12 protein-coding genes are annotated in these 13951 nt (G+C 47.9%); 7 read left to right on the plus strand and 5 right to left on the minus strand.

Features of this window, described 5'->3' with window-relative positions; genetic code table 11:
* Window positions 1-66 precede the first annotated feature (66 nt).
* Complete coding sequence (locus tag AC4E8D_RS05760) at window positions 67-951, minus strand: WYL domain-containing protein (protein WP_449005271.1); 885 nt, start codon at window positions 949-951, stop codon at window positions 67-69.
* Window positions 899-2254, minus strand: a complete 1356-nt coding sequence (locus AC4E8D_RS05765) for a helix-turn-helix transcriptional regulator (protein WP_490205963.1) — start codon at window positions 2252-2254, stop codon at window positions 899-901. Before AC4E8D_RS05765 ends, AC4E8D_RS05760 begins: the two co-directional genes overlap by 53 nt.
* Before the next feature lie 262 nt (window positions 2255-2516).
* Here AC4E8D_RS05765 and AC4E8D_RS05770 point away from each other — a divergent pair, with 262 nt between their 5' ends.
* From AC4E8D_RS05770 to AC4E8D_RS05780, 3 genes are all read left to right on the plus strand, one after another.
* Window positions 2517-3317 (plus strand): nucleotidyltransferase domain-containing protein, encoded by an 801-nt coding sequence (locus tag AC4E8D_RS05770; protein WP_221818998.1) that lies wholly within the window; start codon window positions 2517-2519, stop codon window positions 3315-3317.
* A gap of 59 nt (window positions 3318-3376) precedes the next feature.
* Window positions 3377-4861 carry a 3' terminal RNA ribose 2'-O-methyltransferase Hen1 gene (locus tag AC4E8D_RS05775; protein ID WP_221818999.1) on the plus strand — a complete coding sequence of 495 codons (1485 nt, stop codon included), beginning with the start codon at window positions 3377-3379 and terminating at the stop codon, window positions 4859-4861.
* Between the two features lie 65 nt (window positions 4862-4926).
* Window positions 4927-7536 carry a polynucleotide kinase-phosphatase gene (locus tag AC4E8D_RS05780; protein WP_490206470.1) on the plus strand — a complete coding sequence of 870 codons (2610 nt, stop codon included), beginning with the start codon at window positions 4927-4929 and terminating at the stop codon, window positions 7534-7536.
* Window positions 7537-7676: 140 nt separating this feature from the next.
* Here AC4E8D_RS05780 and AC4E8D_RS05785 read toward each other — a convergent pair whose 3' ends face one another.
* Window positions 7677-8069, minus strand: a complete 393-nt coding sequence (locus AC4E8D_RS05785) for a RidA family protein (protein ID WP_221819000.1) — start codon at window positions 8067-8069, stop codon at window positions 7677-7679.
* Window positions 8070-8345: 276 nt separating this feature from the next.
* Between AC4E8D_RS05785 and AC4E8D_RS05790 the strand changes: the two genes are divergently transcribed.
* Window positions 8346-8597: an RNA-binding protein gene (locus tag AC4E8D_RS05790; RefSeq protein ID WP_036606446.1), complete on the plus strand. Its 252-nt coding sequence runs from the start codon at window positions 8346-8348 to the stop codon at window positions 8595-8597.
* A 63-nt stretch (window positions 8598-8660) separates the two neighbouring features.
* On the opposite strand, the gene AC4E8D_RS05795 is transcribed toward AC4E8D_RS05790, so the two are convergent.
* Window positions 8661-9581: an AEC family transporter gene (locus AC4E8D_RS05795; protein ID WP_091015648.1), complete on the minus strand. Its 921-nt coding sequence runs from the start codon at window positions 9579-9581 to the stop codon at window positions 8661-8663.
* 121 nt (window positions 9582-9702) lie between these two features.
* Here AC4E8D_RS05795 and AC4E8D_RS05800 point away from each other — a divergent pair, with 121 nt between their 5' ends.
* The 3 genes from AC4E8D_RS05800 (at window position 9703) to AC4E8D_RS05810 (ending at window position 12650) form a co-directional block, all read left to right on the plus strand.
* The gene (locus AC4E8D_RS05800; protein WP_237176703.1) at window positions 9703-10218 is read left to right on the plus strand and encodes a mismatch-specific DNA-glycosylase; all 516 of its coding nucleotides are present in this window, start codon (window positions 9703-9705) and stop codon (window positions 10216-10218) included.
* A 259-nt stretch (window positions 10219-10477) separates the two neighbouring features.
* Window positions 10478-11053 (plus strand): RNA polymerase sigma factor, encoded by a 576-nt coding sequence (locus tag AC4E8D_RS05805; RefSeq protein ID WP_339307173.1) that lies wholly within the window; start codon window positions 10478-10480, stop codon window positions 11051-11053.
* Window positions 11031-12650 (plus strand): hypothetical protein, encoded by a 1620-nt coding sequence (locus AC4E8D_RS05810; RefSeq protein ID WP_490205964.1) that lies wholly within the window; start codon window positions 11031-11033, stop codon window positions 12648-12650. Before AC4E8D_RS05805 ends, AC4E8D_RS05810 begins: the two co-directional genes overlap by 23 nt.
* Before the next feature lie 235 nt (window positions 12651-12885).
* Here the strand turns inward: AC4E8D_RS05810 and AC4E8D_RS05815 are convergent, their stop codons facing one another.
* Window positions 12886-13944, minus strand: a complete 1059-nt coding sequence (locus AC4E8D_RS05815) for a LacI family DNA-binding transcriptional regulator (RefSeq protein ID WP_221819003.1) — start codon at window positions 13942-13944, stop codon at window positions 12886-12888.
* Window positions 13945-13951 lie beyond the last annotated feature (7 nt).

Below are 13951 nucleotides of genomic sequence, written 5' to 3' on the forward strand. Positions count from 1 at the left end.
AGACCTTATTTGCGTAGATGAAATTGCTGCTTTTGACAAATAGACATTTAACCCACTCTCATAAAATCAATGGACATCGGCATTCGCGAGAGGTTCTTCATCATGCTGGTGCGGTATGACGCCTCGTGTGCGTTCAGAATGCTGATCAGGTTCAGCTTGCGCATAACGGGCTAATGCCTTCGCAGCTGTTTCGGACATCCGCTCCCGCAGCACTGTGTGGTCAGCGATTCGAACCCGTTTGCCGAGAAACCGCATTTTGGATAAGACGTAATCCATCTCATTGCGCGGAACGGTCAGCTCGATCCGATATGTCTGCTTGGCTTCGAGGTACTCGACCTGTTTCTCAAAGCAGGAGAAGGCATAGAGGATTCGGGACAGTTCCTGATTGAACTGGGGCAGTACCTCGATGGTGATGGTCGTTTTACGCTTCTCCGTTATCGCAGCAATTCGGGCAGTGTAACCCGAAGCGGTATCCGGTTCAACCGGTTGGGCTTCCACGGTAACGATGCTGTGCAGTTTGGTGGACATGAGTTTGTCGAAGCGAGGAGCATACCACAGCACGTACCATTCTTTTTTGACCATGGAATATTCCAGTTTATACGGGAAGCCGAATTCATCTTGGCTTGTGCGTCCATTGCGAACGCGACCGATCAGCCGAAATCCTTGATGATGCAGAATGATTAGCCGTAACTGTCGAAGTAGTGGGTGAGAGACACTATTTTCTTCGCTTTTGGCTTTTTCGGTCAGGTAATCCTGAAGGTTCAGGTTCTGCTCACTATTCAGCATGTTGTGCATTTTATCCAACGTTACAGGGCTCAGCGCTTCTCTCGCAGCAGGGTGATTCAGCATCATGCGAAGCCAGGCTCGTTCCTGTGAGGTCCAGGTGAACAGTCCGGTTTCATTCAGTCGTGTCATCATCTGGTAATTGAACATCTTCTCGAACAGGTTCATAATATTCCGCAATCTCCTTCCATTCCTTGATCATCTCCTGGCGTAGTCTCTGAGGCGCGATTACTTCACAGCTTGAGCCAAAACTCCGTAACCACGGTTTGATCTCTGTGGTACCGTTGACCTGGATTTCGTAAAGAAAGGTATGATCCGTTTCGGGTATAATCTTGCCCCATTGACCTTGCAGACGAACCCGATCCAGAATGAAATTGCGCTGACCACGTTCCGGGTGGAAAAAGCGAGCTTGAACCGTCACGGTATTCCCCGTATCCACAAGCCAACTGTAGCGACTAATGTCGGTCCACTGCTGCTTCAACTCAAGCATGTATTGCTCTTCTACTGAATCCTGTTCCTCCAGTTGGGTTATGCCTTCCATGCGGAATTTCACAAACCCGCGGCGGCCCTGATATCCAATTACATACCAACGACCATACTGATGGTCATAGATCACTTCAAGGGGCACGATCCGGTTGGATCGACCATCTGCTTCCCGTTCAAAGCGTGGATTCGTATTCTGTGAACTGTAGCTGGATGGTTTTTTCGGTGAATAGTATAGGAAATGCACACGTTTGCGCTGACGAATCGCACCAAGCAGTGTGTAGAGATGAGCTTCATCCAGGATACGAGAATAATAGTGATACTTATAGATATAGGGTTCGGTAGCTTCTTCTTGCGGAAAACTTGCCGTAATGGCTTTTTTCAAACTATCGCGCAATAAATATCCCTGTACGGACGGAACCTGGGTATTCGCCATCATATCCACAAAATCATACAACTCCAGCTGTTCCTCCACTGTTAATTCGGTAAGGACATCCTGTTGCAAGGCATATCGATATGGTCTGCCACCTGGCTCTTTTCGGATAACCCCAACCTCTTCCAGATACTTCAGATCGGAACGAATGGTTTTCTCGTCAGGTAGTGCCAGATCTTCCGGCAGATCAGCACAGCAGGCGTCCAGCAGTTCCATTGCGGTCAGGGTTTTATGTTGTAAGGTATGCAAAAGGACAGAAAGCCGCTGAACTTCAGTCTCTTTCATCGACTTGGCGCGGAAGAGGAAGAGCAACATAGGCTCTGCCGACTCCCCGTATTGGAAGCGAACGAGATCTGCCATTTCCCGGCCTGCTTCGGCACTTGAGCGTTGGTCGGCGACGGTCTGCATGATTTCTTTTAATCTGCGATTGGTTTTATCAAAGGTATGTACGGATATGCCAAGCCGCTCGGCATATTGTTTGCGGTTATATGCACCGCTTGTTAGGGATAACATGCGTAAGAACTGAATTTCTTTGTCAAAACTCTCTCTTGCCATGAACATTCACTCCTTGTTATCCCTTCATTGTAGCAGGATGAGCGGCAGGTTTCATTTTAAACTTATGAAGGTAAACGATAATTTAATGAGTTATGGAAGTGATTCGTCGCCATACTTCTGCCATGTTCGTATGATCATGCTTGGGTCATAATGAGGTTATGAGCGAGGAAGGGCAACACGTTTAATCGATCTGGTGAACAATGCGAGAAGGGAATAGGAATCCATGATCCATATTGTAATTTTTTAAAAGGAGGCGACTGACATGACTCATGTTCATGAAGAAATGAGAGATACGATTAGACAACAGCTGAAGCAGATTGAACAGGAGGAGCAAGTTCGGATTATCTATGCCTGTGAATCCGGCAGTCGGGCTTGGGGATTTCCTTCCCAGGATAGTGATTATGATGTGCGTTTTCTGTATGTAAGACCACTGGAATGGTACTTGTCGATTGAGGATAAAAGGGATGTGATCGAACGCCCGATCAGTGATCAGCTCGACATCAATGGTTGGGATCTGCGCAAGGCCTTGAAGCTGTTTCGCAAATCCAATCCACCGTTACTGGAGTGGCTGCAATCCCCGATTCAGTATGATGAACAGTATAACGTGGCACAGCATATCCGTGCACTGTCACCTTTGACCTTCTCGCCCAAGTCCTGCATGTATCATTATCTGAATATGGCAAAGGGGAACTTCCGGGATTATTTACAAGGTGAGCAGGTGAAGATCAAAAAGTATTTCTACGTGCTTCGTCCATTGCTCGCTTGTGGCTGGATTGAACGTTATGATGCAATGCCACCGATGGCATTTGAAGAGCTGGTGCAAGAACTTGTACCTGCGACTACACCGCTATATACGGAGATTCATGAATTGCTGCGCCGGAAAAAGGCGGGCGAGGAACTGGATCTGGAGCCGCAGTTGCCCGCAATACAAGCTTTTTTGGCGGAGAAGATCGAGCATTTTGAACGAATGGCCGGCAAGATGGATAATGAGCAAATTATTGAATTTGAAGAATTGGACCGGATTTTTCGATTTGCATTGCAAGAGGTATGGGGAACTAATTAGGGCTTGATGACAACGGAAATCGTGAAAGAGAATGGAATTGATCCGAAGGAGGAGAATTGATGCATCTGATCTTGAAAGCAAGCGGCGCTGACGTGGGGGTTGTATCCCATTTGTTAGCGAAGAATCCGCTGAATATATATGACCGCGTAGACAAAGGTGTGCGTGTAAGAATGGTGTACACTGCGGCTACAGAGAACGAAACAGAAGTACTGATTCATGCCGAGCCTGATCCTGTGGATCTGGTCAGAGGTACACCTGATGGATATGACATAACGCAATATATTAACGATCGTGAGTTCGTGACCAGCAGTCTGTTCTGCTCCTACATACGTGCGGCGCTCGGGACGGCCTTGAATGGTAAGCCGAAGGAAGACTATGTGCAGTGGGTGAATCATGCCTTTGAACTGGAACTGAAATTTGGCCCAGTGGCTTCCGATCTGCCCGATAAGGTTGTGGAGGAATTATTCTCGCCATTAGGATACTCCGTTTCGGTGGAACGAGGAGAGCTTTCGTATTCATTTGATCTGAAAAATAGAAGCACGGTTCGCCATATCATCCTGCGTGGTCGTAACACGGTACAACATGCGCTGCGTCAGCTCTTTCTGCTGATTCCAGTGCTGGATAATTACAAACATTATTTCATCAGTGAAGATGAGATCGATAAAATCAAACGATATGGTGAAGGGTGGCTGGATGCTCACCCACTGAAAGAACTCATTGTGAAGCGTACGTTGCGTTTTGCCGAACTGATCCGACAGTATGAGCGACAAGAGGGTGCTTTGTCTGCGTCTTTTGGACAGGAGAGAGGAATAGGCCACATCTCGGAGGCGGTTATTCAGGAGGTTAACGTGGAACATCGAGAAGACGGAGAACAAGAGCAGCGTGGGTCCGAGTCTGTTAGCGATGGCAGCCAATCAGAACCTCCTGTGAGGTTAAACGAGTTGCGTTATCGTGCAATCACAGATGTGGTTGCAGCGTTACCAGTGAAACGGAGCATTGTAGATATGGGAGCAGGGGAAGGCAAGCTATCTGCCCGATTGGCGTACATTCCCGGTGTGGAGTCGATTCTGGCCGTTGAACCTTCGGGCCAGTCACGACTTCGGGCCATGGAGCGCTTCGCGAAGCTCGAGGGTCGTTCTGGAGTGGTGGCTATGCCGGAGCCGATCATCGGTTCATTGTTTTATTTTGACGAGCAGATGCAAAACCAGGACGTTATGATTCTGTGCGAAGTGATTGAGCATATTGAGGAATATCGTCTGAACGGAATTATGGATACAATCATGAACGAATATCAGCCAGATGTGCTGTTGGTCACTACACCAAACAAGGAATATAACGAAGTGTATGCAATGGAGCAGGAAAGCTTCCGTCACCATGATCATCGCTTCGAGTGGACCCGTGCGGAACTGGTTTCCCGGTGTGAGGAATGGACGCAACAGGGGAACTATGCCTATGAAATTAAGGGCATCGGTGAGCATGCAGAAGGCTATGGACAACCTACCCAACTGGTCATTTTTGAGCGGAGAAAGGAGAGTCAATCATGAGTAAAGAAAAGGGTTCTAGCGAAACAGCTAGTGTGGGCAGAGGACAGCAGGATCGGAAAAATGAGATGAAGGAAAGACAGCGGGAGATCCGTCTGCCCTATGCAGGTATCGTCGTTCTTGTTGGCCCGTCCAACAGTGGCAAAAGTACGATGTTGGATCGTCTCATTGCAGAAAGTGTCATTCGCCGCACAGAAGCCGTCTCGTCAGATCAATTCCGCATGTTGGTTGGGGATGATGAGTATGTGGATTGGAAACATCGACCGCGCAGCGAAGCGGATGTGATCTATGCGGAGTATCAGCAAGTATCGGCTAAAGCATTTGAAGCGATGGAGGCGATGCTGGCAACCCGCTGCCGTCTGAACAAGTTGACCTGGGTGGATGCGACACATCTGTATCCCGAGGATCGCGAGCGCCTGATTCAGGTGGCAAGAAAAGCTCATGTGCCTGTAATTGCTGTGGTACTGGATATCCCTGAAAAAGAACTGCTGGAACGTGATGCCCAGCGGGAGTATCCGCGTGGACGTCAACGGGTGAAGCAACAGGTGCAGCAGTTCAAGCGTACATTACGCTCCATCCGTGAGGATGGCTTCGATGCCAGCTATGTGCTGAAGCAGCCGGATGAGATTACATTTGTCCGCACATCCAATCCGCTGGTGATTGATATGGGTACAGGTATTGATATCGTCGGAGATATTCATGGTTGTTACGATGAAATGATGGAATTAATCGTCCGTCTAGGGTATATGGACGAGGATGGAACTGGTCTGTACCGTCACCCCGCAGGACGTAAATTGGTCTCCGTTGGTGACGTAACGAGCCGTGGGCCAGAATCGTTAAAATGTCTGTTGTTCTGGCAACGACATTGTGCCGCCGAGCTTGCCTACATGATTGACAGTAATCACGGCTGGAAGATTGCACGTTATCTGGATGGTCGAGACGTGACACTGAGTCATGGTGACGAACGGGTGGAGATGGAACTGCTACAGCTTGAGCAGGAGCGAGGTCAAGAGACAGCAAAGCGAGTACGTGCAGAGCTAAGGACCTTTCTGCTTGATGCACCATCTCATCTGGTCTTTTCCCGCAACGGGGTAAGACAAGTGGTTGTTGCACACGCGGGGATTCGAGATCATTTTATCGGAAAACAGTCCAAACGCATTCAGGATTACTGCCGATATGGCGATGTGGAAGGTATGGATGAGCAGGGTCGGCCTGTGCGCAAGGATTGGTACGTGGATCACAATTCGGGTGAATACATCGTCTGGGGACATGATCCCCGTCCATATCCTACGATTGTGAATGATACGGTCAACATTGATCAAGGTGTCGTTTTTGGTGGCATGCTCACTGCTTGGCGAATGCCAGAACGTGAGGCAGTCAGTGTTCCGGCGAAGCAGGATTATGCAGGAGATCCGGATAGTCCATTAAAGCGCTGGGAACAGCGGCGTTTTGCTCCGCCCAACATACGTAAGTTCAAGGAGGGTTTCACGGTTCAGACAGCATCCAAACTGGATGTTTCTGTGCACGGTGAGGTGGCGAAGACGGCGATTGATACGTTTTCCCATTATACTGTGCCGCTGGAAGAACTGCTCTACATCCCGCCTACGATGAGTCCGCCGCCGGGTGTCTGTTCTGTAGAGGGATATCTGGAGCATCCACAGGATGCGTTCCAATATTATCGTTCACAGGGTGTTACCCGTATGGTTGCCGAGAAGAAACACATGGGCAGCCGGGCCATTTTACTTCTTTTCCGCGATGAGCAAGCTGCGGTGCAGCGAGTAGGCCGACCGATGCTGGGGAACATTGTGACCCGGACGGGCCGATCCTTTTTTGCCCCTTCGATAGAGCAGGATGTGCTTTCCAGATTACATGCGGACTTGACTGCAGATGGTTATTTTGATCATCATCAGACGGAGTTTGTATTGCTCGATGCGGAGATTGTACCTTGGAATCTAAAGGCACGTGAGCTGATTGCTTCGCAATATGCACATGTGGCTGAAGCCTCCATGATGGATCGCTCTACGGTGATGGACAAACTGCGCGAAGCTCAAGCAGCAGGTTGTAACGTAGAGGAGTGGTTGCAGGAGACAGCAGGTAAACTCGCTAATGCCGAGACGTTCCGCGATGTATTCCAGAAATACTGCTGGGATGTGGATGATATCGGGGACATTCGGATTGCGCCGTTCCATACACTTGCACATAGCACGGGAGCATTTTGGGAGCAAACGCATGAATGGCATATGGAGCAGAACCGTGAGTTCGCCCGGATATCGACCATGATGATGGAGACGGAATATCGCGTAATCGCAAGTGAGGCAGATGAAGCGGATGTCACTCGTTGGTGGGATGAGATTACGGCGGAAGGACATGAGGGGATTGTGATCAAACCTGAAACGTTCCGCGCCTGGAACGGAAATAAAATCATCCAGCCTGCGATTAAAGTACGAGGACGTGCATATTTGCACATCATCTATGGTATGGATTACCTGGCACCCGAGAATCTGTCCCGACTTCGTAAACGTAAAACATCCAAAAAAGAACGCCACGCCTTAATGGAGAGTGCTTTGGGCATGGAGGGGATTGAGCGCTTTATACGCAGAGAGCCAGTGGAGCGAATTCATGAATGTGTGCTGGCAACGCTATCACTGGAGTCGGAGCGGGTAGACCCGCGTTTGTAAATTGTTTAATAAAAAGAATAAATGATGAAGCAGGTGCGGATTTTATCCGACCCTGCTTTTTTTGTGTGTATGAACTTCGTTAAAGTGAATACCTCATCAGGTCGTTTTTCTTAGTGCTGGAGCGTTAGGGATTTTCCGAATCAGTTGGTATGAGCAACGGCGCGAATCTCGATCAGTTGATGAGGGAAGGCCAGACCCGATGTCCCAACCATCGTAACAGCCGGACGATGAGTACCAATGTACTCTTTATACACGGCAACACATGGCTCAAGATGCTCCTGCGGATGAACTAAGAAAATCTCCAGTTCAGCAATGTTCGACTTGGTTACATCGAATGCGGCGAGCACACGATCCAAGTTATCGAGTGTCTGGCGAACCTGTGCTTCAATATCATCGACACCAATAAACGTCCCCTGCATATCATGTGAAAATTGTCCTGCAATGTAGATCGTACCGTTAACACTGTATCCCTGAGCCACACTGAATGCCTCTTCCCACGGGACACCGTGGCTATATATTTGAGCTGTAGACATATATTTCTCTCCTTTGGGAATTCAAGATAAGGTTAGTATAAACGGAGAAAAACGACTTGGGCAGTACGCACTTTCATGACAGTGACTATCCATTAGGATAGTGTAAACACGGTGTTTGTGAGCCTAACGACTCATTCCAGAGAATCTTTATATCAGGATATTTAATTTAGGTATAACTAACTTAAGTCCTATATCCTTCCACTAGAATCTGGGTAATAATGATAGTAGGCAAGTAGTTAATGGAATCTCAGAACGTAACGATAGGGGGTAACCTGTATGGCATCCGTGATTCTGCTGGTGAAACAGACGGAGGACGATGAGAAGGTTATTTATCGATTCGGACCAAATGAGCGAAAGATGGGGCTCATTGAGATGAATAAGATCAAGGAAAGTGTGAAGGAACTGGAACCTGTCCAGGTGGACGGGGTAAGCCCGAGTTTTTTCTTTAACCGAGCCGCGCAGCGACTGGTACGATGTTTATTCAGGGAAGGCGGCAAGTTCCCGGAACGAACGACGTTTGAGACATAGTTTCAGCACCGCAAAAACAAGCCCACAACCCTGTTCATGGGTCATGGACTTGTTTTTTTATGTTCAGAACGTTTTGGCATAAGAGATCAGTGCCGTAATGGTAATGATGTTAAGCAACGTTGAGATTAGCACCGTCTGGGCTGCAAAATCGGGTTCGTTATCGTATTCTTCCGCGAGAATGGATGCATTGACACCGGTCGGCATACCCGAAGCGATAATGAGTGCCTGTGCAGCGATACCTTCCAACCCAAGCATAAGCACGATCGAAATGCCGATGGCCGGGCCAATCAGAAGACGCAAAAATGTGCTAATATACACATCAAGACGGTACAGTTGAATTGGATATTTTACAATCTGTGCTCCGAGTGTCAACAGTGCCACAGCAACCATACTTTGCTGCGCATAAGTCAACGGCATGGACAAGAACGTAGGCAAGGGAACCTTCCACATGTGTAACAGAATCCCCAGCAACAGCGCATACGGAACAGGCATTTTAAGAAAACCAATAATCACCGCACGGTAATTACCTTTGAGCTTCGCGCCCTGAATGGACAACACGCCATAGGTGAACGTCAGTAATGCCTGCAAAGACATGACCAGTGCCTGAATGGAAGAGGCGAGTGGATCGCCGCGGAATACCAGTGCATTGATGGGCAGTCCATAGTTGCCTGCGTTATCCAGCATGATACTGTTGTTGAAGGCAGCCTTCATGCCTTTATTCATCCGAAGCGAGCGCGCAAATACAGAACCTACAATATAGAGAATCAATACATATATCGCGTAAAAGAGTGTCACGGTCCCAAGCAGTTCGCCCGACATATCTGAGTGGTACATGCTCATAAAGACGGCTGCGGGGGTAATACAATAGAAATTGATTTTGGCGAGTGTGTACAAGTCCAGCTTGAACACCTTTTGCATCCAGGACCCGACGGCAATCAGGAGAAAGACGGGTAGGACGACTTCAAGCATGATGTCTGCAATCATTAGTTCAGCTTCCTTTTTCATGAAAATTTCAATCCGATTTCGAAAATACTTTGCTTATTATATCATTTTATACACACACGAAAGATGTAATTAGTTAAAAAAGATAAGGGGGCTTCCCATCATGATTCCAGATCATCTGGATGTTGGTTTATCGATATTGTTTATTGGTTTCAATCCGAGCATTACGTCTGGAGAGACGGGTCATCATTATGCTTACAAAGGAAACCGGTTCTGGCGCATTCTTGAACGGTCGGGATTAACCCCGCGTTTATATGATGCACAGGAGGATGGAGAGTTGCTGAAGCTGGGGTATGGGTTCACGAATATTGTGGCGCGTCCCACCAGAGGTATGGAGGATATTACGAAGGAAGAGTACGCAGAAGGACGACAGATTTTACGGCAAAAGTTGGAGAAATACCGACCGGACATCGCCTGTTTTGTCGGAAAAGGTGTATACACCCAGTACAGCAAGCGTGCCAAAGTGCAATGGGGATTCCAGGACGACCCGATCGTCAAGGAGATTCAGGAGTTCGTCGCTCCATCGTCTAGTGGACTTGTGCGCATGTCGATGGATGAGATTGTGGCGATCTATTCCCAGCTTGCTGATTTTGTTGCGGAGAAGAACAGGGAAGATTAAGAGACAAATAAGACAGGAAAGGTAAGATAGCAGGAAGAGGTTACCACGGAATGTGTGATTCGGGTTGCCATAAAATTCACCACGAAACCTGTAGAGAATGTGCAGCGGCGATCACAATATGTTGGTACGCAGAGTTCACCCAGTCGGCTTCGCCGATGAGGGCGAATTCTTTTTTTTGGATAAAGTGAGAGGTTTCGGGAACGGCTTCCGTCTATATAGTACAGAACCATGCATGGAAGCTGTAGAGAAGGGGGATTACATGACTCAACAGATACCGGAGGAGGAGCTTATTCAGCGCATTGTTGCAGGGGATAAGCAGTTGTTCTCCGTGCTAGTGGATCGATATAAAAATAAAGTCTACGGCATCATGCGCGGAATGGGCGCGAGTCATCCGGATGCACAGGATCTCGCTCAGGATACGTTCATTCGTATCTATCGTTATCTCCCGTCGCGGCGGGAGGGAAGCAGTTTCTCGTCGTGGGTGTACACCATTGCGGTGAATCGGATGCGGGATTTTATACGGGAAAAGAAACCCGTCATGTCTCCGGTCGATCAGGGGATCGAACCTGTCAGTAATGAAACACCTGAAAAGCGTGTGCTGCATAAAGAGATGCAGCGTGAAATATACCGCCAGCTCGAACAGTTACCTGAATCGTATCGCCTGGTGTTATTACTGAAGTACACAAACGAGTTGAGCTATGAAGAGATTGCAGACATTACAGGTATGAGTTCAACCAAAGTGCGCAATGCCCTTTATCGCGGGAAAAAAACGCTGAGGAAGCTAATGGAACGCAAAGGAGGTTTAGCCACGTATGAAGCCTATTTCAAAGGATGAAGATCGGTTGTGGGAAGAGCATTTGTACCGTGAGGAGCCGGACGCAGATTTTACGCTTAAGGTCATGCAGAAGTTGGATGGCGTGTCTATGGAAAGTGGAGAAGACGAGCATCCATTCGTGAAAAAATCCATGAGAACGCATTGGATGCGTCGGACTGGAATCGCCGCAGCGGCAGTTGTGATTCTTGCCGGAGGAGCCTGGTTTGCTTTTGACCGTACAACAGAGCCACCCTCCCCCTCAGTGAGCGCTGTGGATCGCCCTCCGCTACCGAATATGCCTGTGCCGGAAGCATTGAAATATTCCTATTTTGCGGATGATTATAAACGTCTTAAACCTCTTGGACTTGTGGTTAATCCGGATATCAATATCAATGACCAGGGCTACACGCTTAAAATTGAAGACGTGCTTGTAGACCGATCTCATATGGTAATGACCATGCAACAAACAACACCTGATGGATTAGGGTTATCACGGTCACTGTCTGCGATGGGGAGAATTCATGTTACGGATGAAGAGGGGCGACAGGTTGCCACTCTTGCAAGAGATACCAGAACTAAGGGTTCCGTAACTGAACGATTGTTATTCCAGTTCCATGATGAAATTCCGGATCAAGTGGTCGTGCGGGGTGAACTGCGTAATTTAAATGTGGGCAGCTATTATGATTACGAGAAGAAATCCTACGAAGATAGAGAAGTTACGGTGGATTGGAGCTTCCAATTCAATATCGATATGACCAAAGCTAAATCATTGGCTGTTGAAAATTCTATGGATAACACATATACGACGCCAGAAGGGCTCAAGTTCGATATGACCCAGCTTGTACGTACGCCAAACGGAACCCGGCTTGACCTGAATGTAAGTCTGGATAATGAACTTCGTGCCAAAGTTGATGAGGATTGGGCAGATGATATGGACATTATGTATCATATCGAAATCCCTGAAAAAAATGAGTATCGAATATTCAATGGGAACAGACCGGATACACGTGAAGCCAAGTTCCGTCTTCGAGATTTGAGCGAACTGAACCAGAACGGTGGTCAGTTGAAGTTGTCTGAGACATGGGACCCTGCTTATGTTACGGTGGATGCGAAGAAAATTCGCTTTGTCCTCGATGGCTACACCATCCCGGTGTGGGAGGAGAAGTCCCTGGAAGTGGATTTGGAAAAGATGCGTAAGGATGCTGAATTCTACACCTACGTACTACAGTTTGAACAATTTGGAGATGAAGTTTTATTTTCCAAATACAATTATTGGCCAGTGCAGCAATCATTAAAGCTGCCTGAAAGAAACTTTGAAGGGACCTCTTCTCTTGTTTTGGAGGGATCAGGGACTTTCCAAAATGATATTAATGGAGATCAATGGGTGGCTATAGATCATGAAGGAAAGGAGTATCCCGTTGAAGTGATGGGAACTACGAATCAGCCTAATAAAAACGAAGAATACATCGTAGATGATCTCAGGTTGATTATCCATGGTTTTAAAAAAGAGAATGGAACGAAATTCACTTTGAAACGAACCGCAGTTAACCGAGAGGTCCGTGATGTGAATTGGGAAGTGGATCTTCCGTCGTACGATAGCCTGCCTTGGCTGAAATAACCAGTAGTACAATTCTCAGACATAAAGTAAATGAAGCTTCGAATGGATGTATAAGGATGGGTGGAGGGATCAGTAGATTTAAGTGTAAATGTACAGGAATATAAGGATATAAGCCTAATATACGAAAAGGCCCTGCATAATGGTATGCGGGGCCTCTTTTGTATGTACCAGATTCACGGAGACAGCAAGTACATAACGAATCCATCTTCAGAAAAGTGCAGTTACCCTTTCCGAATTATGCCGATTCCCTTGGAATCAACGTGGTCGATAACATGACGGTTTCTTTTGGTGTCCCCGGGCGTTCGATTCGGCGTTGCAAAGCCTCGACCGCGCGCTGTCCAAGTTCCTCTTTACACAGATTAACTGTGGTCAGGGGCGGGGAGGACGTAACCGCAGAGTGTACATTGTCGATACCGATGACAAGGCAATCTTTAGGAGTAGAGATGCCGATCTCCTGTAATTTGTGCATCCATTGCAAAGCAATATCATCATTAACACCAATCCAGGCATCAGGGCGTTCGTCCTCTGGCATGTTTTGAATGGTGGTAGCCAGTTGGTTAACCCATTCGCCGTTCTCGTACGGAATGTTCCATTCTCTGAAGCTGGTCGTATGACTGGTATCCACATGGAAATGGTTCAAAGCCAACTCAATCCCGATCTTCCGCTGGGCGAAGCTCGCAGCACGACCATCATCTGTGATGAGGCCGATCCTTCGGCAATTCATAGATATTAGATACCTCGCGACGGTGATGCCAGCTTCCAGATTATCATGGCTGATCGTATCACAATTCAGCAGGGGTTCCTGATGATCTACCAGAATAATAGGCCGACCCGTCTGAGAGAGCCGTTGCAGAACTGTATGAGGAAAAGCCCCCATGACAATAATCCCAGCACATCGTTCCCAGTCCAAATGAGGAGCAATGGCTTTTTCGGGAGAGGTGTTCTCGTCCATCACTCCGAGTGAGGGAGATACAATCGCATGATGCCAACCGCGCTCATTACAGGCGGAGATCATGCCTGACAGAACACGTTGCCAGTAGTGGGGTTCACCGCGGTTGAGCTGATTCATGCATATGAGAGCGAACGGTGGATCGGACGAATCTGCATGGTTTGCAGCAGGAATATTGTTAGCACCTGGAGTACTTTGGCGATATCCTAAAGCACGAGCGAGTTCCAGAACTCGTGCGCGTGTTGCTTCACTGACACCCGTCTTGCCACTGAGTGCGCGGGAGACGGCATATTTGGATAATCCGAGCTGGTCAGCCAGCGTCTGAATGGATACTTTGCGTGACATATCATTA

It is taken from the genome of Paenibacillus sp. SRL342, assembly GCF_984798905.1.

What these genes read in the sequence shown, in the direction of transcription:
- AC4E8D_RS05775 (WP_221818999.1), top strand. Translation starts at nt 3,377, where the DNA reads ATGCATCTGATCTTGAAAGCAAGCGGCGCTGACGTGGGGGTTGTATCC.
- AC4E8D_RS05805 (WP_339307173.1), top strand. Translation starts at nt 10,478, where the DNA reads ATGACTCAACAGATACCGGAGGAGGAGCTTATTCAGCGCATTGTTGCA.
- AC4E8D_RS05780 (WP_490206470.1), top strand. Translation starts at nt 4,927, where the DNA reads ATGAAGGAAAGACAGCGGGAGATCCGTCTGCCCTATGCAGGTATCGTC.
- AC4E8D_RS05765 (WP_490205963.1), bottom strand. Translation starts at nt 2,254, where the DNA reads ATGGCAAGAGAGAGTTTTGACAAAGAAATTCAGTTCTTACGCATGTTA.
- AC4E8D_RS05810 (WP_490205964.1), top strand. Translation starts at nt 11,031, where the DNA reads ATGAAGCCTATTTCAAAGGATGAAGATCGGTTGTGGGAAGAGCATTTG.
- AC4E8D_RS05785 (WP_221819000.1), bottom strand. Translation starts at nt 8,069, where the DNA reads ATGTCTACAGCTCAAATATATAGCCACGGTGTCCCGTGGGAAGAGGCA.
- AC4E8D_RS05800 (WP_237176703.1), top strand. Translation starts at nt 9,703, where the DNA reads ATGATTCCAGATCATCTGGATGTTGGTTTATCGATATTGTTTATTGGT.
- AC4E8D_RS05815 (WP_221819003.1), bottom strand. Translation starts at nt 13,944, where the DNA reads ATGTCACGCAAAGTATCCATTCAGACGCTGGCTGACCAGCTCGGATTA.
- AC4E8D_RS05790 (WP_036606446.1), top strand. Translation starts at nt 8,346, where the DNA reads ATGGCATCCGTGATTCTGCTGGTGAAACAGACGGAGGACGATGAGAAG.
- AC4E8D_RS05770 (WP_221818998.1), top strand. Translation starts at nt 2,517, where the DNA reads ATGACTCATGTTCATGAAGAAATGAGAGATACGATTAGACAACAGCTG.
- AC4E8D_RS05760 (WP_449005271.1), bottom strand. Translation starts at nt 951, where the DNA reads ATGAACCTGTTCGAGAAGATGTTCAATTACCAGATGATGACACGACTG.
- AC4E8D_RS05795 (WP_091015648.1), bottom strand. Translation starts at nt 9,581, where the DNA reads ATGATTGCAGACATCATGCTTGAAGTCGTCCTACCCGTCTTTCTCCTG.